The sequence below is a fragment of the Ideonella livida genome (genome assembly GCF_010499455.1).
Lineage (GTDB): Bacteria > Pseudomonadota > Gammaproteobacteria > Burkholderiales > Burkholderiaceae_C > Ideonella > Ideonella livida.
In genome coordinates this window covers 12,863-30,539 of record NZ_JAAGOH010000030.1, presented here as the reverse complement: position 1 = coordinate 30,539, position 17,677 = coordinate 12,863, and the positions used below count along the sequence as shown (strand labels likewise).

14 protein-coding genes are annotated in these 17,677 nt (G+C 72.2%); 6 read left to right on the top strand and 8 right to left on the bottom strand.

Going from position 1 to position 17,677, the window contains the following annotated elements:
- Positions 1-35: 35 nt before the first annotated feature.
- The 3 genes from G3A44_RS18660 (at position 36) to G3A44_RS18650 (ending at position 3,179) form a co-directional block, all read left to right on the top strand.
- Positions 36-722 carry a DAPG hydrolase family protein gene (locus G3A44_RS18660; RefSeq protein ID WP_163459268.1) on the top strand — a complete coding sequence of 229 codons (687 nt, stop codon included), beginning with the start codon at positions 36-38 and terminating at the stop codon, positions 720-722.
- Positions 723-1,221: 499 nt separating this feature from the next.
- Complete coding sequence (locus G3A44_RS18655; protein WP_163459267.1) at positions 1,222-2,304, top strand: nitroreductase family protein; 1,083 nt, start codon at positions 1,222-1,224, stop codon at positions 2,302-2,304.
- Positions 2,286-3,179: a class I SAM-dependent methyltransferase gene (locus G3A44_RS18650; protein ID WP_163459266.1), complete on the top strand. Its 894-nt coding sequence runs from the start codon at positions 2,286-2,288 to the stop codon at positions 3,177-3,179. The genes G3A44_RS18655 and G3A44_RS18650 overlap by 19 nt, the downstream gene beginning before the upstream one ends.
- Positions 3,180-3,182: 3 nt before the next feature.
- Here the strand turns inward: G3A44_RS18650 and G3A44_RS18645 are convergent, their stop codons facing one another.
- The 8 genes from G3A44_RS18645 to G3A44_RS18610 form a co-directional block, all read right to left on the bottom strand.
- Positions 3,183-5,501 carry a putative bifunctional diguanylate cyclase/phosphodiesterase gene (locus tag G3A44_RS18645; protein WP_163459265.1) on the bottom strand — a complete coding sequence of 773 codons (2,319 nt, stop codon included), beginning with the start codon at positions 5,499-5,501 and terminating at the stop codon, positions 3,183-3,185.
- 112 nt (positions 5,502-5,613) lie between these two features.
- Positions 5,614-6,408 carry a transporter substrate-binding domain-containing protein gene (locus tag G3A44_RS18640; RefSeq protein ID WP_163459264.1) on the bottom strand — a complete coding sequence of 265 codons (795 nt, stop codon included), beginning with the start codon at positions 6,406-6,408 and terminating at the stop codon, positions 5,614-5,616.
- Positions 6,405-9,080, bottom strand: coding sequence for an aconitate hydratase AcnA (acnA, locus tag G3A44_RS18635; RefSeq protein WP_163459263.1), 2,676 nt, complete (start codon positions 9,078-9,080; stop codon positions 6,405-6,407). Before acnA ends, G3A44_RS18640 begins: the two co-directional genes overlap by 4 nt.
- A gap of 55 nt (positions 9,081-9,135) precedes the next feature.
- Complete coding sequence (locus G3A44_RS18630; RefSeq protein ID WP_163459262.1) at positions 9,136-10,242, bottom strand: lactonase family protein; 1,107 nt, start codon at positions 10,240-10,242, stop codon at positions 9,136-9,138.
- A gap of 256 nt (positions 10,243-10,498) precedes the next feature.
- On the bottom strand, positions 10,499-11,584 hold the full coding sequence (locus G3A44_RS18625; protein ID WP_163459261.1) for a porin: 1,086 nt from the start codon (positions 11,582-11,584) through the stop codon (positions 10,499-10,501).
- Positions 11,585-11,735: 151 nt separating this feature from the next.
- Positions 11,736-12,728 carry a Bug family tripartite tricarboxylate transporter substrate binding protein gene (locus G3A44_RS18620; RefSeq protein ID WP_163459260.1) on the bottom strand — a complete coding sequence of 331 codons (993 nt, stop codon included), beginning with the start codon at positions 12,726-12,728 and terminating at the stop codon, positions 11,736-11,738.
- Between the two features lie 19 nt (positions 12,729-12,747).
- Positions 12,748-13,746, bottom strand: coding sequence for a Bug family tripartite tricarboxylate transporter substrate binding protein (locus G3A44_RS18615; RefSeq protein WP_310734414.1), 999 nt, complete (start codon positions 13,744-13,746; stop codon positions 12,748-12,750).
- 137 nt (positions 13,747-13,883) lie between these two features.
- A complete protein-coding gene (locus tag G3A44_RS18610) occupies positions 13,884-14,813 on the bottom strand; it encodes a LysR substrate-binding domain-containing protein (protein WP_163459258.1) in 930 nt (309 codons plus the stop codon).
- Between the two features lie 230 nt (positions 14,814-15,043).
- Here G3A44_RS18610 and G3A44_RS18605 point away from each other — a divergent pair, with 230 nt between their 5' ends.
- The 3 genes from G3A44_RS18605 to G3A44_RS18595 all read left to right on the top strand — a co-directional run bounded on the left by G3A44_RS18605 (position 15,044) and on the right by G3A44_RS18595 (position 17,672).
- Complete coding sequence (locus G3A44_RS18605; RefSeq protein WP_163459257.1) at positions 15,044-15,466, top strand: cupin domain-containing protein; 423 nt, start codon at positions 15,044-15,046, stop codon at positions 15,464-15,466.
- 77 nt (positions 15,467-15,543) lie between these two features.
- The gene (locus G3A44_RS18600; RefSeq protein ID WP_163459256.1) at positions 15,544-16,530 is read left to right on the top strand and encodes a Bug family tripartite tricarboxylate transporter substrate binding protein; all 987 of its coding nucleotides are present in this window, start codon (positions 15,544-15,546) and stop codon (positions 16,528-16,530) included.
- A gap of 74 nt (positions 16,531-16,604) precedes the next feature.
- Positions 16,605-17,672 (top strand): isocitrate/isopropylmalate dehydrogenase family protein, encoded by a 1,068-nt coding sequence (locus tag G3A44_RS18595; RefSeq protein WP_163459255.1) that lies wholly within the window; start codon positions 16,605-16,607, stop codon positions 17,670-17,672.
- Positions 17,673-17,677 lie beyond the last annotated feature (5 nt).

Below are 17,677 nucleotides of genomic sequence, written 5' to 3'. Positions count from 1 at the left end.
TGCGCCGCACGACAACCCAAGACGGAGACAAGCCCATGCGACTCGACGAAGTCAATGCCCTGCTGCACCCCGAGCCCCTGCGCCTGGAGACTGGCTACGAACGCCTGCCCGACGGCGTGCTGCACGTGGCCTGCCGCACCGACCTGCACCGCTGCAACGGCGCCATGTTCGAGTGGTGGTTCCGCTCCCGCCCGGACACCGAGCGCTACATCTGGTGGCACCCGGTGGACCATGTCTCCAGCGCCTGGGAGGGGGGCACACCCGACACCCATGTGGGCAGCACCCATGTGGTGGAGGAATTCTTCACCGGTGAGCCCAAGGCCCAGCTGCTCATCCAGTTCCGCGACGAGACCGAGTTCTTCGACCCTCAGGCCGTGCAGCAGGCCCGGGCCGAAGGCCGCATCAGCGGCGCGGTGTGTGGCCGCACCGGCATGGGCTGGGACGCCCCGCGCCTGCCCGACGGCCGCCTGCTGGGCGGCCGGCTGCTGCACATCGTCCGCGACACGCCCTGGGGCTGCGCGCTGCGCAGCCACTTCTTCATGGGCCAGGACCTGCCTGCCGCCGGCCACAGCCCCGAGGCCATTGAACAGATGCTGCCCGACCGTTTTGGCACCGCCCTGCTGCAGCACTGCTACAACGAGTTCACCTTCCTTTCACGCTTCCTGCCTTCGCTCTACATCGCCCAGCACCGCGATGTGCAGAAGGTGGAGGTGCCCTGGTGAGCGCGCGACAGTGCGGCGCCATGGCGGGATGATCACCTTCGGCCACGTCGCCCACTGCGCGTGGCCCGCCCCATGCCTGGTTGCCGCTTTCCTCTTCCCCGGAATGGCTTGCGCGCCTTGGCCGTGCCGGTCACGTTGACCGGGCTGGCCCCAACGTTGCCGGGCGGCTGGAACGGCCCGGGCCGGACGGGCGTGTGGAACCCCACATTGGGAATGCCGGCCGGTAGACCCCAGTTGAGGGGCGTGGAGACAGGACTGAGCCGATGAGCGTCGAAGTCGAAGCGTTGTCCACCTGCGCACCGGCATTGCACCGGCCCTGGGGGGTCGAGGACGTCAAGCTCGACACCACCGCTCGTGGCGGCACCTAGATGTCTTCCAGTACGCCTGGAAGTGGGACGGGCAGCTGCTCCACATCGCCGGGCGGTGGTTCAACAAACTGCCTCTGGCGCTCGACAGGCGGCGGCGCAGGCGCTGGCGCGGCCTGCGGCATGCTCGGCACATGGCCTTTTCGCTTCCCGCGGCCCTGGATTCCCTTGCCGCGCTGAACCCCCTGGACGCGCTGGTCGAGGCCGTCCGGTGCAGCCCTTCGGCCGAGAACGCCCAGCCCTGGCGCCTGACCCTGCAAGGCGGCACGCTGCACCTGAAGCATGCCGCCCTGCCCGAGGTCGCCGGACCCTGGGCCCATGAGACCCTGCTGGCCGCCGGCACCTTGCACGAGAGCCTGCATCTGCTGGCCGGGGCCCGGGTGACCCGTCAGGCCGACTGGCATGCCCCCGAGCCCCGTGCGCCCTGGCAATTGACCGTACACGATGTGCATGCGCCCGTGGCGCTGCCGGTCCTGCACGAGTTGCGCCAGCGCCAGACCAATCGTCACCCGTTTGCCCAGCCCGCGCCGTCTGCGCCGGACCTGCCGCCGGTCCTGCCGCAGGGCCCCATCTCTTTGCAGGTGGCCGCGCCGGCCGCGGCCCCCGCGGTGGTGCGGGCCCTCACCACCTGCGAGGCCCTGCGCCTGGCCGAGCCGGAACTGCAACGGCGCCTGTTCACCCACCTGCGCTGGACCCGCGGGCCGGTGCCACCGCCTGACGGCATTGGTCTGGATACCCTGCACCTGCCCCCGGGCGGCGGTGCGCTGCTGCGCTGGTTGGGCCGCGGGTGCCGCCTGCGACGGCTGGCGCCGCTGGGACTGTGCCGTCTGCTGGCGCTGGGCGGCAGCTGGCCCCTGCGCCGCGGTGCCACCTGGGTAGCCCTATGTGGCCCGCAGGCCGAGGATGCCGCCTGGGACGCCGGCCGTACCCTGCTGCGCCTGTGGCTGGCCTGCCAGCGGCTGGGCCTGGCGGTGCAGCCCTGCTATGCCGGGGTGGACCTGCCTTTGCGGGCACAGCAGGGCCTGACGGTGGGCCCGGCGGCCCACCGCGCCTTGCGGGCCGGCCAGGCCCTTGCCCAGGCCATGGGCCTGCCAGCCGACCGCATGCTGCACCTGCTGCTGCGGGTGGGCCATCCGACCCGCATCGCCGCCCGTTCTGGCCGGCGCCCCACCCCTTCTTTTCTGGAAGTTGCTGACCCATGCTCCGCCCCGCCCTGATTCCCGTCCTGCTGCGCGAGACCTTGGGCCCACGCCATCTGGTCCGTCAATGTGAGCCTGACCGCGTGATGGAGGACCCGGCGCAGGTGCGCGACTACGCCCATGCCGGCCGCATCGACGGCGTGATGGCCGCCTCCTACCTGTTTCACAGCGCCCACCTCAGTGCCACGCTGGCCGGGGCGCGCCAGGTGCTGGACCTGGCCTGCGGCCCGGCCACCCAGCTGGCCCAGGTGGCTCGGCTGAACCCGGACACCCGCTTTCTGGGGGTGGACCTGTCGGCCCCCATGCTGGACGTGGCGCGGGCGCATGCGCGGGCCCAGCGGCTGGACAACCTGGACTTCGAGGTGGCGGACATCACCGACCTGCGCACCGTGCCCACCGCCAGCCAGGACGCCGTGGTCAGCACCATGGCCCTGCATCACCTGCCGACCTCGGACCACCTGGCGGCCTGCTTGGCGGAGGTGGCCCGGGTGCTGTGCCCGGGGGGCGCGGTCTACCTGTGCGACTTTGGCCGGCTCAAGAGCCTGGCCTCGGTGCGCACCGTGGCCTGGATGAACGCGGTGCATCAGCCACGCCGCTTCTCCCAGGACTTCGAGGACTCGTTGCGGGCCGCCTTCCTCAAGGAGGACTTTGCCGAGCTGTCCCGCCGCCTGCTGCCAACAGACGTGCGCCTGCACAGCACCTTCGGCGTGCCCCTGCTGGTGCTGCTCAAGACGCCGTACCGCGGTCTGTCCCCACGCCAGCTCGCCACCCTGAGCCAGTGGCGCCAGGGCCTGGCGCCGGCCTGGCGTCGTGACCTGGACGCGCTGCGCCGCTTCATGGCCCTGGGGGGGCTGCGGCCGGACCCGTTCGCGGCGCCCGGCCGCGGGCACTGACGCTCAGGTCGGGCCGGGCGGCGGCGCGGCCGTGACGCCCCTCAGCAAGGGGTGCGGCCCCTGGGCCCAGCAGTCGGCCAGCGCCGGGGCCGGCAGCGGCCGGGCCAGCAGAAAGCCTTGTGCCTGGTCGCAGCCCAGGTGGCGCAGCATGTCCAGCTGTGCCTGGGTCTCGATGCCTTCGGCCACCACGGTCAGCGCCATCGCCCGGGCCAGGCTTTGCACGGCCTGCACGATGGCGCGATCCGTGGCCCGTTCATGCAGTTGCTGCACAAAGCTGCGGTCGATCTTGAGCAGGTCGAGCGGGAAGTCCCGCAGGTAGCTCAGGCTGGCGTAGCCGGTGCCAAAGTCGTCGATCGCCAGTCGCACGCCGCGGGCGCGCAGGGCCTGCAGCGTGTCCGCCACCACCTCGTGGCGCTGCATCATCAGGCTCTCGGTGATTTCCAGCTCCAGCTGGTGCGCGGGCAGGCCGGTCTCGGCCAGGGCCTGCTCCACCGTGCGCCGCAGGTCATGCTGGCGGAACTGCCGCGCCGACACGTTGACCGCCACGCTCAGCGGCAGATCGGGGCCGCCCTGGGTCCGCCACAGGCTGGCCTGCCGGCAGGCGGCCTGCAGCACCCACTGGCCGATGGGCACGATCAACCCGGTCTCCTCGGCCACCGGGATGAAGACAGCCGGCGAGATGAGGCCCTTGTGCGGGTGGCGCCAGCGCAGCAGGGCTTCGGCCCCGGTCATGCGGCCGCTGGCCAGGCACCAGCGCGGCTGGTAGTGCAGCTCGAACTCCTGGCGCTCCAGCGCCTGGTGCAGCTCCTGGGTCAGGGCCTCGCGCTCGCGGGCCTCCTGGCTCATCTCGCCGCAGAAGTACTGGAAGGTGTTGCGGCCCTCGGCCTTGGCCCGGTACATGGCGATGTCGGCATGCATCAGCAGCTGCTCGGGGTCGTGGCCATCCTGCGGGAACAGGGCCACCCCCACGCTGGTGCTGGCGCGCAGGGCATGGCCCTGCGCCAGGATGGGCGTGGACAGGGCGGCCAGCACCTTGCGCGCCACCGTGCCGGCATCGCCCTGCCGGTGGATGCCGGGCAGCAGCAGCACAAATTCATCGCCCCCCAGCCGCGCCACCGTGTCCGAGGCCCGCACGGCTGACTGCAGCCGCTGCGCCAGCCCCTGCAGCAGGGCGTCGCCCACCGCATGGCCCAGGCTGTCGTTGATGTCCTTGAAATGGTCGAGGTCCAGCCACAGCACCGCCAGGCCGGTCTGCTCGCGCCGGGCCTGGGCGATGGCGTGGCGCAGCCGGTCTTGCAGCAGCACCCGGTTGGGCAGGCCGGTCAGGGCGTCGTGCTGGGCCTGGTGCGCCAGGGCCTGGGCCTGGGCGCGGGCCTCGGTCACGTCGTGCAGGATGCCCACGAAGTGCGTGGCTTGGCCGTGCTCGTCGGGCACCGGGGCCAGGCGCACCTGGTTCCAGAACAGGCTGCCGTCGCGCCGGTAGCTGCGCAGCAGCGCCTCGCCTTCCCGGCCACGGGCGATGGCCCGACCCAGGCCGTGCAGGCCGGCCTGGCCCGTCTCCTGGCCCACCAGGAAGCGCGGGTGGCGGCCCAGCACCTCGTCCGGCGTGTAGCCCGTGACCTTGTGGAACGCCGGGTTGGCGTAGCGGATGGTCAGGCCCTCTTCCACCGGGCCGGTGATGAGGATGGGGTCCAGCGCGGCCTCGACCGCGCGCTCGTGCACCCGCAGGGCCTGGGTGCGCTCGGCCACCGCCTGCTCCAGCCCCTCGCGTGTGGCGTTGGCCGCCCGCGCCAGCGACCATTTGTGCACCAGCGCCCGCGCGGCCTGCTGCACCTCGATGGCATCAAAGGGCTTCTTGACCACCAGCAGCCGGTCGTTGGCCTGCAGCTGCTGCATCACCTGGGCCCAGGAGTGGTCGGTGTAGGCGGTGCAGATCACCACCTGCAGCTGGGGGTCGGCCTGCCACAGGGCCTGGATGGTCTGCACCCCGTCCCATCCCGGGGGCATGCGCATGTCCACAAAGGCCATGGCAAAGGGCTGGTCTGCCGCCAGGGCGTCGTGCACGCAGCGCAGCCCTTCCTGGCCCTGGTGGGCCGAGTGCAGCTCAAAGTCGGCGTCCAGCGGCACCGCCGGCGCCGTGCTGGCGGCGGCCCGCGTCGGGGCGTCACCAAACAGCCAGGCCTCGTCATCGTCCAGCGTACTGGCGGCGGCCGTCGCGGCCGGCCGGCCCGCGTGCGGGGCCAACAGTTTGCGGAAGTCCTCATGGATCGACGGCATGTCGTCGATCAGCAGGATGCGGCGGTTGGCAGTCGGCAGGGGCATGGCGGCGCGATGGCGGGGCGGGCGCCGCGCGACGCGCCGGCGATCTCGCTGAAGCTATCGGCCGGGGCGGCGCGGGCTTGAGCCGGTGGGCTGGCGGCGCCGTGCCCAGGCCTCAGGCGGTGCCGGCCGCCGGCGCCACCCCGGCACCCTGGATGCCATGCCGCGCCAGCGCAGCGGCCACGAAGCCGCTGGCCTTGGCCGCTTCCACAAAGCGCGCCAGCAGGGTGGCGGCTGCGGCGCCCCGGCTGCGTGGGCAGCCCATGGCCTGCTGGATCACCATGAAGCGGCCGGGCAGCAGGCGCAGGGCCTGGGGCGGGGTGGCGGCTGCGGCGGCGGCCGCGTCGGCCTGCAGCTGCTGCTTCACGCCGGCGGCCACCTCGGCGCCTTCGGCCAGAAAGTGCGCCACCACGGCCGGTGAGGTGGGGGCGCGCCGCACGGTGGCCTGGGTCAGCGCGCGGCTGAGGTACAGGTCGTAGGCGCTGCCCAGGCCCACCACCACGGTGCGGCCGGGGGCGTCCACCTCGGCGTTGTCCTGCAGGGGCGAATCGGCGCGCACCAGGTAGCAGCCCTCGATCAGCACATAGGGCGCGGTGAAGGCGATGCCCTCGCCGCGCTGCGGGTCGATGGCAAAGAAGCCCACGTCCGCCTGCTCGGCGCGCACCGTCTCCACCGACAGGCCGGCGGCGGGCACCACCACCGGCTGCAGCGCCACGTCCAGGCGCTGGGCCAGGGCGGTGGCCAGGTCCACCGACACGCCGCAGGGCGCGCCGGCCGCGTCCAGCCCGGCCAGGATGGGGTTGCCCAGGTTGATGCAGGCGCGCAGGGTGCCCTGAGGGGCCAGGGCGGTGCGCAGCGTGGCCGCCTCGGCGGGGGTGAACAGGGTGGGGGGCAGGGCAGGCAGGGTCATGACAGGGTCTGGAGGGTCTTGTGCAGGATGGCCGGCATCACGCCGCCGGCGCGCAGCAGGGCCACCTCGCCTTGCGTTTCGACGGCGGCGGTGGCGGTGAAGGCCTGCTCGCGGCCATCGGCGCGGCGCAGGGTCACGGGCACCGGGCTGCGCGGGGCCAGGGTGTCGGCCGGGGCGTGGACCTCCAGCGTGTCGCCCGGCTGCAGGGCCAGGGTGTCGGGGTGCAGCCCTTCGGGCAGGCGCAGCGGCAGGATGCCCATGCCCACCAGGTTGGAGCGGTGGATGCGCTCGAAGCTGCAGGCCAGCACCGCGCGGATGCCCAGCAGGCGCTGGCCCTTGGCCGCCCAGTCGCGCGAGGAGCCGGTGCCGTAGCGCTCGCCGGCCACCACCACCACGGCGGTGCCGGCCTGGCGGTAGCGCTCGGCCACCTCCCACAGCGGGGCCACGGTGCCGCTGGGCACGTGCAGGGTGTGGGCCACGGGCGCGCCAGGGGCCAGGCGGTTGCCCAGCGTCTTGCTGTGGAAGGCGGCGCGCAGCATCACCTCCCAGTTGCCCCGGCGCGAGGCGAAGACGTTCAGGTCGTCGCGCCGCTCGCCACGGGCCACCAGGAAGTCGGCCACCCTGCTGTCGGGCGGGATGGCGCTGGCCGGCGAGATGTGGTCGGTGGTGATGTCGTCACCCAGCACCAGCAGCGGCTGTGCGGTGTAGTGGCCCAGCTGCGGGCCCCACTCGGGCGCCGCCGAGGCAAACGGCGGGCGGCGCAGCTGGGTGGAGGCCGGGCTCCAGGGAAAGCGGGCGGCCTGCGGCGCCTGCAGCGCCTGCCACACCGGGTTGGCGCTGGCCTGGGCAAAGGCGCGGCCAAAGTCTGGCGCGGCCAGGCCCTGGGCCAGGTGGGCGTCAATCTCGGCGTGGCTGGGCCACAGCTCGGCCAGCATCACCGGGCGGCCTTCGGGCGTGTGGGCCACGGGCTCGGCGCTCAGGTCGCGCTCGGCGTCGCCCCCCAGGGCGAAGGCCACCACCAGCGGGGGCGACATCAAAAAGCCCAGGTCCAGGTCCGGGTGCACCCGGCCGGGGAAGTTGCGGTTGCCCGAGAGCACGGCCACCGGGTGGATGGCACCGGCCTCGCGGCCCCGGCGGATCACCTCCAGCATGGGCCCGGGGTTGCCGATGCAGGTGGCGCAGCCAAAGCCGGCGATGCCAAAGCCCACCGCCTCCAGGTCGGCCAGCAGGCCGGCGCGGGCCAGGTAGTCGGCGGCGGCCGGCGAGCCCGGGGTGAGCGAGGTCTTGACCCAGGCCGGCGGCTTCAGGCCCAGGGCCCGGGCCTTGCGTGCCAGCAGGCCGGCGGCCACCAGCAGCGCGGGTGAGGAGGTGTTGGTGCAGCTGGTGATGGCGGCCACCGCCACCGGGTGGCGCGGCAGGGCGGGCAGGGCCTGGGCACCGTCGGCGGTCGTGGTCGCGGCCTGGGCCTGGGGCGCAAAGCCCAGCGCCGCCAGCGTGGCGCGGGCGGCGCCCAGGGGCAGCAGGTCTTGCGGGCGGCGCGGGCCGGCGATGTGCAGGCCCACGGCGCCCAGGTCCACCTCGATCACCTGGGTGTAGGTGGGCTCGGAGGTGGCCTGCGGGTCGGCCCACACGCCCAGGCGCTGCAGCACGGCGCGGGCCAGGTCCACCTGGGCGGCGGGGCGGCCGGTGCGCAGCAGGTACTGCATCACCGCCTCGTCGGGGGCGAAGAAGCCGGTGGTGGCGCCGTATTCGGGCGCCATGTTGGCCAGCACGCAGCGGTCGTCGGCGCTCAGCGCGGCGGCGCCGGGGCCGAAGAATTCGACGAATTCACCCGACACCCCGATGGCCCGCAGGCGTTGGGTGACGGTGAGCGCCAGGTCGGTGGCCAGCACGCCGGCGCCCAGCCGGCCGACCAGGCGCACGCCGATCACCTCGGGGATGCGCAGCAGTGTGGGCAGGCCGAACATCACGGTCTGCGCCTCCAGCCCGCCTACGCCCCAGCCCAGCACGCCCAGGCCGTTGACCATGGGGGTGTGGCTGTCGGTGCCGATCATCATGTCGGGCACGAACCAGGTGGCGCCGTCGCGGGCCTCGGTGGTGGCCACGGTGGCCAGCTGCTCGATGTTGAGCGTGTGCATGATGCCGGTGCCCGGCGGGTTGACGCGCACGCCGCGCAGGTTGGCCGCCGCCCAGCGCAGGAACTGGTAGCGCTCGCGGTTGCGGCGCATCTCGTGGCCCAGGTTCACCGCCACCGCATCGGCCTGGGCGAAGACCTCCACCGCCAGCGAGTGGTCCACCGACACGTCCACCGGCAGCACGGGGTTGAGCCGCGCGGGGTCGGCGCCGGCCTCGGCCAGGGCGTCGCGCAGGCCGGCGATGTCCACCAGCGCCGGGGTGCTGGTGGTGTCGTGCATCAGCACGCGGCCAGGCTGGAACTCGATCTCCGCCTCGCTGCGGCCGGTGTCGGCCCAGTCCAGCAGGGCCTGCACGGCGGCGGCGCGCTCGGCGCCCTGCATGCAGCGCAGCACGTTCTCCAGCAGCAGGCGGTGGGTGACGGGCAGGCGCCGCAGGCGTTCACCAAACAGGGCCGGCAGGTCATGCAGCCGGCCGGGGGTGCCGGCCAGCGTGAGGTCCAGCGGGGTGAACGTGGCGGGCAGGGCGGGGGTGGTCATGGGCGCGGGCAAGACAGGCGGTGAAGGCAGAGGGTCAGAGAAGAGGCGGGCCGGTTCAGGGCCGGAACACCAGGCACACCGGGCTGCCGGCGTGCAGCACGGCGCCGGTGGGCTGCAGGGTGCCGTCGTCCGGGTGCACGGTGAAGGTGGTGACGGTGTCGCTGTCCTCGTTCAGGGCCAGCAGCCAGCGGCCGCAGGGCGAGAGCGTGAAGGCCCGCGGCGTGCGGCCGCCGGTGGCCTGCACCTGGCGCAGGCTGAGCCGGCCGGTGTCGGGGTCCACCGCAAAGACGGCGACGCTGTCGTGCCCGCGGTTGCTGGCGTAAAGGAGGCGGCCGGCGGCGTCCAGGGCAATGGCGGCGGCGCGGCTGTGGCCGCAGAAGGTGTCGGGCAGGGTGCTGACGACCTGGCGTGGGCTCAGGGTGCCGGTGTCGGGGGCCTGGGTGCACAGCAGCACGGTGGAGTCCAGCTCGTTGACCGTGTAGACCCAGGGCTGCTGCGGGTGGCCCACGGCGTGGCGCGGGCCGGCACCCTCACGCGCGGCCACGGCGGTGGCGGCTTCGGGGCGCAGGCGCTGGCCGTCCCAGGGCAGGCTCACGATGCGGTCCAGGCCTTTGTCGGGCACCAGCACGTGGCGGCCGTCGGGGGTGAACGGGCATTGGTGCGGTTTGGCCTGCGGCTGCTCCACCCGGTGCGGGCCCAGCTGGCCGGGGATGGGGCCGCCGAGCCTGCCACCAAAGGGCCGGCCTTCACCGGCGCCAAAGTCCACCTGCTGCACCACGTCGCCCAAGCGGCCGTCGGCCTGCACGGGCAGCAGCACCAGGCTGGCGCCCAGGTGGTTGCACACCAGCAGGTGGCCTTCGTCGGGCGACAGCGCCAGGTGCACCGGGTTGCGGCCGCGCGTGTCCACGGTGTTGAGCGGGCTGAGCGTGCCGTCGGCCGCGATGGCAAAGGCGCTGGCGCTGAAGCCGTCGCCATGCACGCAGTACAGGCGCGAGCCGGCCCGGTTCACCGCCAGGTACGACGGGTTCACCAGGTCAGCCAGCAGCTGCACGCGCTGCAGGGCGCCGGTGGCGGGGTCAAAGCGCAGCACGCTCAGGCCTTCACCACGGGCATTGCGCTCGCGGGTGGTGCGGGTGCCGAGGTAGGCGGTGAGCAGGTTCATGTTCTGCAGCGGAAGGGGCCAGCGGACGCCATGCTAGAAGGGGCAGGCGGGCTTGGCCATTGAAGACTGGTCAGGCCAGCGTTTCCCGGAAGAGAACGTTGGCTCCGCGTACGGCGCCATCGACGCCAACCGGTGACGCGCCTGGGATCGCCACCGGTTTTGCCGGTTTGCCGGGAACGAGGGCCACCCCAGGTTTCTGGATCCCATTGGGACCGGAGAAGCCGTGGGTGGCCGGCTGGTGGTCGGTTGGTGGCGCTCAGAAGCGGTGGCGCACGCCCAGGCTGGAGCCGGCGGCGGCTTCACGGGTGCCCATGAAGTCGGGCTGGCTGTAGGTGCCGGTCAGGGTGTTGCGGTCCAGCAGCACGTAGACATCGGTGGTGCGGTGCAGCTGGTGGATCAGGCCCAGGGTGGTGGAGGTGCGGGTGCCTGCCTTGGCGCCGCTCTGGGTGTCCTTGATGAGGGCGGTGGTGAAGGTGGTGGCGGGGGTCAGGCTCCAGTTCAGGCCCAGGCTGCGCACCTTGTGGTCGCGGGCGGTGGGGGCGTCATCGTGGCGCTTCATCCAGCCCAGGAAGACCTTGGCCGGGCCGAAGCTGGCGTTGCCGCCGGCGCCGGTGATCTCGCGGGTGGTGGCGCCGTCGGCGCTGGTGATGTCCTGGCGGTAGGCCAGCAGTTCAAAGGCGCTGGCCTTGTAGGCCAGGCCCAGGCCACGGCCCTTGCCGGCCTGCTCGTCCAGGCTGGCGGCGGCCAGCACCTCCACCGGGCCGAAGGTGTTGCCGTAGCGCAGCATGTTGTCTTGGCGCGCGACGTGGTGGCCGGAGTAGACCGACAGGGCGTCGGCGTTGGCGTTGCCCTGGGCCTGGAAGCGGCCCGAGAGCACATGGGCCACGGTGTACTGGCGGCCCAGGCTGAGGGTGCCGGCGGCGGTGTGCGACAGGCTCAAGGACACCTCACGGCCAAACAGGCGGCCCGAAGGGGCGGCGGCGTTGCCGTTGTTGCCGCTGGCGGTGGACTGCTGGGAGACGCCGGTGGAGGGGTCGTAGCCGGCCTCCAGCAAGAAGGAGGCGGACAGGCCATCGCCCAGGTCCTGGGTGCGGCGCAGGCCAAAGCGAGAGGAGGAGTAGGCGCCGTCGGTCAGCGAGTTCTGGGCGGAGCCGTCGGCGCGGACGTTGGAGGCGTGGCGCACGGTGAGGTCCAGCAGGCCGTAGACGCTGGTGCTGGCCACGGCAGGGCCAGCGGCCGGGGTAGCCTGGGCCTGGGCATTGGGGGCCAGCAGGATCATGGCGGCGGCGGCCAGCGGGGCGCCCGTGGCCAGGCTGATGGTGCGGCGGGGGAAGCGGTTCATGCGTTGTCTCCTCTTGTTGGGGTAAGGGCGGTGCCTGTCGCGTGGCGAGGGCAAAAAAATGGCCCGACCCCGTGGGGCGGGCCCGAACAAGTCCCTCTGGTGGGACCCGGAAGAATGGGGTGAGCCGTGGCCGGTGGCCGCGGCGGGGGGATCACTCCAGGCGGATGCCCTTGGCCTTGATGAGCGCGGCCCAGCGGGTGCGCTCGGCGGCGATGAAGGCCGCGAACTCCTCTGGGGTGCCGCCGCCCAGCTCATTGCCCGGGCCGGTGATCTTGGCGGCCAGATCGGGTTGGCGCAGCACGGTGTTGAAGACCTCGTTCAGGCGCTGGATGACGGCCGCAGGCGTGCCTTTGGGGGCGATCAGGCCCAGCCAGTTGCTCACCGTGGCCTGTGGGTGGCCCAGCTCGGCCAGGGTGGGCACGTCGGGCAGGCTGGGCAGGCGCTTGGCCGAGGTGACGGCCAGGGCGCGGGTCTTGCCGGCCTGGATGGAGGGCAGGGCGGCGTAGGTCTGCTCGAACATCAGGTCGATCTCGCCGGCCAGCAGGGCGCCGGCGGCCGGGCCGCCACCCTTGTAGGGCACCGAGAGCATGTCGATGCCTGCCGCGTCCTGGAACAGCTCGCCGGCCAGGTGGTGCGCGCCGCCGTTGCCGGCGTTGCCCAGGGTCAGCGCGCCGGGCTTGGCCTTGGCCGCCGCCACCACGTCCTTGACCGAGCGGAAGGGCTTGTCCGCGCGGGTCACCAGCACCAGGGGCGCCTTCTCGATCAGCAGCACCGGCGCGAAGGCCTGGGCGGGATCGAAGCTCATCTTGGGGAACAGCGAGGGGTTCACCGCCAGCGGGCCCATGGCGCCAATGCCCAGGGTGTAGCCGTCGGCGGCGGCGCGGGCCACGAAGTCGTGGCCGATGTTGCCGCTGGCGCCGGGCTTGTTCTCCACCACCAGGGTCTGGCCCAGCAGGGCGGCGGCGGGCACGCCCAGTTGGCGGGCGCGCAGGTCGTTGTTGCCCCCGGCCGCAAAGGCCACCACCAGGGTAATGGGCTTGGCGGGCCAGGCGGTGGATTGGGCGTGGGCGGAGGACGGGGTCAAAGAGGCCAAGGGGGCCAGGGCGGCGCTGGCGCTGGCCTGCAGCAGGGTGCGGCGTTGCATGGTGGGGGGCTTTCAGGGCTCAGTTGTCGGGCGTGATGCGGGCGGCTTCGACGATCTTGGCGAAGCGGGCCGATTCGGCCTTGATGAAGGCGCGGAAAGCGTCTTGTGTCATCGGGGCCGGGTCGCCGCCCAACTCCTGCAGGCGCTTGGCCAGGTCAGGCTCCTTCAACGCGGCGTTCACGGCGGCGTTGAGCTTGGCCTGCACGGCCGCGGGTGTGGCCGCCGGGGCGTAGAGCCCGAACCAGTTCTCCAGCGCGTAGCCTTCCAGGCCCTTGGTTTCGGCGATGGCGGGCAGCTCCGGCGCCAGCGGGGTGCGGGCGGGGCTGCTCATGGCGACGGCGCGCACGCGGCCGTCTTTGATGAAGGGCCGAGCACCGCCCAGGCTCACGAAGGTGAAGTCGAGGTTGCCGCCGGCGGTGTCGGTGAGCTGGTTGGACGCGCCGCGGTAGGGGATGTGGGTCAGCCCCACGCCGCTCAGCTGCTCCAGCAGCTCACCGGCCAGGTGCTGCGGGTTGCCCACCCCGGAGCTGCCGTAGCTCACTTTGCCCGGATGGGCCTTGGCATGCGCCAGCAGCTCGGCCACGGTTTTGACGGGCAGCTGCGGGTTGACCACCAGCACATTGGGCACCTTGACCATCAAGGTGATGGGCGCCAGGTCCTTCTCGGGCTGGTACTGCATCTTGGCCTTGAAGACGTGCGGGTTGATGGCGATCTCGCCGGCCGAGGCCATCAGCAGCGTGTGGCCATCGGCGGGCGCCCGCACCACCGAGACGGCGCCGATCATGCCGCTGCCACCGGCGCGGTTCTCCACGTTCACCGGCTGCTTGAGCGAGACCCGCAGCTTGTCGGCCAGCAGGCGCGTCATCACATCGACGCCACCACCGGCGGAGAAGGGCACCACGAGGGTGATGGGTTTGGTGGGCCAGGCGTCTTGCGCCCAGCTGGGGGCAGACCCTGCGGCGCAGACCGAGGCGGCCACGCCAACCAGGGTGCGGCCGAGCAAGCGGCGGGTGTTCACGGGGATGTCTCCTTGTGGCGGCCCTTGACCGGGCCTGATGCCGCGGCATTCTGGGCAGGCGCCCCCCGCCGGAGAAGTGAAGTCTGGCCATGCCAGCGTTTCCGGTTGGAGAACGCTGGCCATTGCCAGCGCCCCGTTCAGCCGGCTGCCGGACCCTCTGCGGCCCCCACCCCCCAGGTGCCCGCCGCCCGCTGCAGGTGTTCGATGAAGGTGCGCGCGATGTGGCCGCACTCGTCCAGGTCGCGCACCACCAGCATGAGCTGGCGCTCGGCCCAGGGCTCGCGCAGCGGCACCAGGCGCAGGCGGCGCGCCTCGGCGGCGCGGCGCACGGTGCCCTCGGGCAGCACGGTCACGCCCAGGCGGGCCTCCACCAGGCGCGCCATCACCTCAAAGCTGCTGGCCTGCACCCGTTGGGGCAGCGGCAGGCCGGCGGCGCGGGCGCCGTCCTCCAGCAACTGGGCCAGGGCGCTGCCGGGCTGCGGGCCCACCAGCGGGTAGGCCAGGGCCTCGGCCAGGCGCACGCCGCGCCGGCGCGCCAGGGCATGGCCGGGCGGCACGGCCAGCACCAGGCGGTCGCGGTGGTAGGGCAGGGCGGTCAGGCCCTGCAGCGCGGTGTGGCCGGTGATCACGCCCAGGTCGGCTGCGCCCTCGGCCACCGCCCGCACCACCGCCCGGCTGGTGCGCTCCTCCACCGAAAGCTGCACCTGCGGGTAGCGCGAGAGAAAGCCCTCGATCTCCTCGGGCAAGAACTGGGTGAGCGCCGAGGCCACCGCCTGCAGCCGCACATGGCCCTTGATGCCGCTGGCGTACGCGGTGAGCTCGGCGTCCATCTCGCGCATGACCTGCAGCAGCCGGCGCGCATGGTGCAGCAGCGACTGCCCTGCCGGCGTCAGCCCCACACCGCGCGCAAAACGCTGCAACAGCGGCGTGCCGGCCTGTGCCTCCATCTCGGCCATGCGCTTGCTGATGGCCGACACGGCCAGGTGCGCCCGCTCCGCCGCGCGGGTGAGGTTGCCGCACTCGGCCACGGTGACGAAGAGCTGCAGGGAGGTGAGGTCGTGGTGCATGAGGGCGTGAGGCGCTTGGCCGTGGCGGCGGACATTCCATCACACCGATCGGGTCAAGCGCTTGCGTGTGGAGTTGGATCTTTGGGTTTCCAAAAGACCACTTCTTCGATGCTGTTGACGCGAATTTTGGTTTTGTGGTTTCTGCGTATGGCGTAAAAATGGCGCTTTGGCATCATAAAAAACCAAGCAGCAAGACGTATCGGTCTTGTCGCCACCTCCGGAGCCCCACCATGTCCATCGCCCCGTCTCACCCCCCGCAGCCCGCCGTGCTGCGCCCCTCCGACATCGGCAGCCACGACCGGGGCGGCGGTGCCGCCACCATCCCGCTGGTGGGGCCGCGCATTGGGGCGCAGGGCTTCATCAACGGCATCACCACCTTTGCGGCGGGCGCCAAGATTCCGTTCCACAGCCACAACTGCGAAGAGAGCGTGGTGCTGCTGGAGGGCGAGGCCATGCTGGACATCGAAGGCCGCGAGCCAGTGCGCCTGCAGCCGCTGGACACCACCTGGCTGCCCGCCGGCCTGTCGCACCGCTTCCGCAACCTGTCGGACACCCAGCCCATGAAGATCCTCTGGATCTACGCCCGGCTGGACGCCACCCGCACCCTCACCGAGACCGGCGCCACCCGCTTCGTGTCGGCCGAGCACGGCTGATCACGGCTGATCGGCGCCTGGCCGTGCACGCAGCGGCCCAGCGGTTCACCTCACACCAACACCCGGAGACAACGTCCATGCAACGACGCACGCTGTGCCAACACGCGCTGCTGGCCACGGCCACCGCCGCGCTCGGTGCCCTGGCTGCCCCCGCCGCCTGGGCCCAGGCCTACCCGGCCAAGCCCATCACCGTCATCGTGCCCTTCGCGGTGGGCGGCGGCAGCGACAACGTGGCCCGCCTCATCACCACCCGCATCACCGAGCGCACCGGCAAAACCTTTGTGATCGACAACCGCGGCGGCGCGGGCACCAACATTGGCCACGAGGCCGCCGCCCGCGCCAGCGCCGACGGCTACACCGTGCTGCTGGGCCAGTTCACCCTGCCGGTCAACGCCCACCTCTACCCCAAGCTGCGCTACGCGCCGGAGAAAGACTTTGTGCCGGTGGTGCACATTGCCACCGCGCCCACGGTGCTGGTGGTGCCGGCGGGCTCGGTGCTCAAGGACGTGGCCGGCCTGCGCGCCGCCGCCAAGGCCAAGCCGGGCAAGCTGAACTTTGGCTCGGGCGGGGCAGGCACCTCGGTGCACCTGGCGGGCGAGTTGTTCCAGCAGCAAACGCAGACCGACCTGACCCATGTGCCCTACAAGGGCAGCGGCCCGGCCATGGTGGACCTGATCGGCGGCCAGATCGACATGATTTTTGACACCGCCACCTCGGCCCTCTCGCACCTCAAAGTCGGCAAGATCCGCGCGCTGGGCGTGACGGGTTCGCAGCGGCTGAAAGACTTGCCGCAGGTGCCCACCTTTGCCGAGCAAGGCATGGCCGACTTTGATGTGCCCGCCTGGTACGGCGTGGTGGCGCCAGCGGGCACACCGGCCGCTGCCGTGCAGTGGCTCAACGCCGAGGTCAACGCCGTGCTCAAGGAGCCGGCCATCGTGGCCCGGCTGGACGCCTTGGGCGCCGTGCCCGTGGGCGGCACGCCCGCCGCGCTGGGCGATTTCATGAAATCCCAGTCCACCCGCTGGGGCCAGGTCATCCGCAAGGCCGGCATCACGCTGGAGTGAGCGCCCGCCAGTCCCCACCGCCAGCCCCTTTTCACGCTTTCCATTCCCCTCTTCCTTCTTCAGAAAGACACCCCATGAAGTTCCTCGTGTTGCCCGGCGACGGCATCGGCCCTGAGATTGTTGACGCCTCGCTGGCCGTGCTGCGCGCCGCCGACGCCCGCCACGGCCTGGACCTGCAGTTCCACACCGAAGACATCGGTTTTGCCAGCCTGGACAAGCACGGCACCACGCTGCGTGAGGAGGTGCTGCAAGGCGCCCGCGCTTTTGACGGCGTGATCCTGGGCACCCAGTCGCATGCCGACTACCCGGCGCCGTCGCAGGGCGGGCGCAACATCTCGGCCGCCTTCCGCGTGGGGCTGGACCTGTACGCCAATGTGCGCCCGGCGCGCACCCGGGCCTTTTTGCCCTCCAACCTGCGCCCGGGCAAGACCATGGACCTGGTCATCATGCGCGAGGCCACCGAAGGCTTCTACCCCGACCGCAACATGGCCCAAGGCTGGGGCGAGATGATGCCCAGCCCGGACATGGCCCTGTCGGTGCGCAAGATCACCCGCCACTGCAGCGAGCGCATCGCCCGCCGCGCCTGCGAGCTGGCCGTCAAGCGCCGTGGCAAGGTCACGGTCATCCACAAGGCCAACAGCTTCCACATGACCGACGGGCTGTTTTTGGAATCGGCCCGCAAGGTGGCGCGTGAGGAGTTCCCTGGCGTGCAGCTGGACGACCTGCTGGTGGACGCCAGCACCGCCTACCTGGTGCGCAACCCCGAGCGCTTTGACGTGCTGGTGGCCGAGAACTTCTATGGCGACATCCTCTCGGACCTGGCCAGCGAGCTGAGTGGCAGCCTGGGCCTGGCCGGCTCGGTCATGGCGGGTGACGCGCTGTGCTGCGCCCAGGCCCAGCACGGCTCGGCCCCCGACATCCAGGGCCAAGACAAGGCCAACCCCAGCTCCATGATCCTCTCCGTGGCCATGCTGCTGGACTGGCTGGGCGAGCGCCGTGGCCTGCCGGCCTTCCAAGCCGCCGGCCGTGCCATCGACCAGGCCGTGGACCGCGTGCTGGAGAACCCTGCCACCCGCACCGCCGACCTGGGCGGCCCGCTGGGCTGCCAAGCCTTTGCCCAGGCCGTGGCCGCCGCGCTCTGACCTGC

Excerpts from the sequence above, each read along its gene's own strand:
- G3A44_RS18625 (WP_163459261.1), bottom strand. The coding sequence starts at position 11,584 with ATGAACCGCTTCCCCCGCCGCACCATCAGCCTGGCCACGGGCGCCCCG.
- G3A44_RS18610 (WP_163459258.1), bottom strand. The coding sequence starts at position 14,813 with ATGCACCACGACCTCACCTCCCTGCAGCTCTTCGTCACCGTGGCCGAG.
- G3A44_RS18655 (WP_163459267.1), top strand. The coding sequence starts at position 1,222 with ATGGCCTTTTCGCTTCCCGCGGCCCTGGATTCCCTTGCCGCGCTGAAC.
- G3A44_RS18605 (WP_163459257.1), top strand. The coding sequence starts at position 15,044 with ATGTCCATCGCCCCGTCTCACCCCCCGCAGCCCGCCGTGCTGCGCCCC.
- acnA (WP_163459263.1), bottom strand. The coding sequence starts at position 9,080 with ATGACCACCCCCGCCCTGCCCGCCACGTTCACCCCGCTGGACCTCACG.
- G3A44_RS18600 (WP_163459256.1), top strand. The coding sequence starts at position 15,544 with ATGCAACGACGCACGCTGTGCCAACACGCGCTGCTGGCCACGGCCACC.
- G3A44_RS18660 (WP_163459268.1), top strand. The coding sequence starts at position 36 with ATGCGACTCGACGAAGTCAATGCCCTGCTGCACCCCGAGCCCCTGCGC.
- G3A44_RS18645 (WP_163459265.1), bottom strand. The coding sequence starts at position 5,501 with ATGCCCCTGCCGACTGCCAACCGCCGCATCCTGCTGATCGACGACATG.
- G3A44_RS18640 (WP_163459264.1), bottom strand. The coding sequence starts at position 6,408 with ATGACCCTGCCTGCCCTGCCCCCCACCCTGTTCACCCCCGCCGAGGCG.
- G3A44_RS18595 (WP_163459255.1), top strand. The coding sequence starts at position 16,605 with ATGAAGTTCCTCGTGTTGCCCGGCGACGGCATCGGCCCTGAGATTGTT.
- G3A44_RS18620 (WP_163459260.1), bottom strand. The coding sequence starts at position 12,728 with ATGCAACGCCGCACCCTGCTGCAGGCCAGCGCCAGCGCCGCCCTGGCC.
- G3A44_RS18630 (WP_163459262.1), bottom strand. The coding sequence starts at position 10,242 with ATGAACCTGCTCACCGCCTACCTCGGCACCCGCACCACCCGCGAGCGC.
- G3A44_RS18650 (WP_163459266.1), top strand. The coding sequence starts at position 2,286 with ATGCTCCGCCCCGCCCTGATTCCCGTCCTGCTGCGCGAGACCTTGGGC.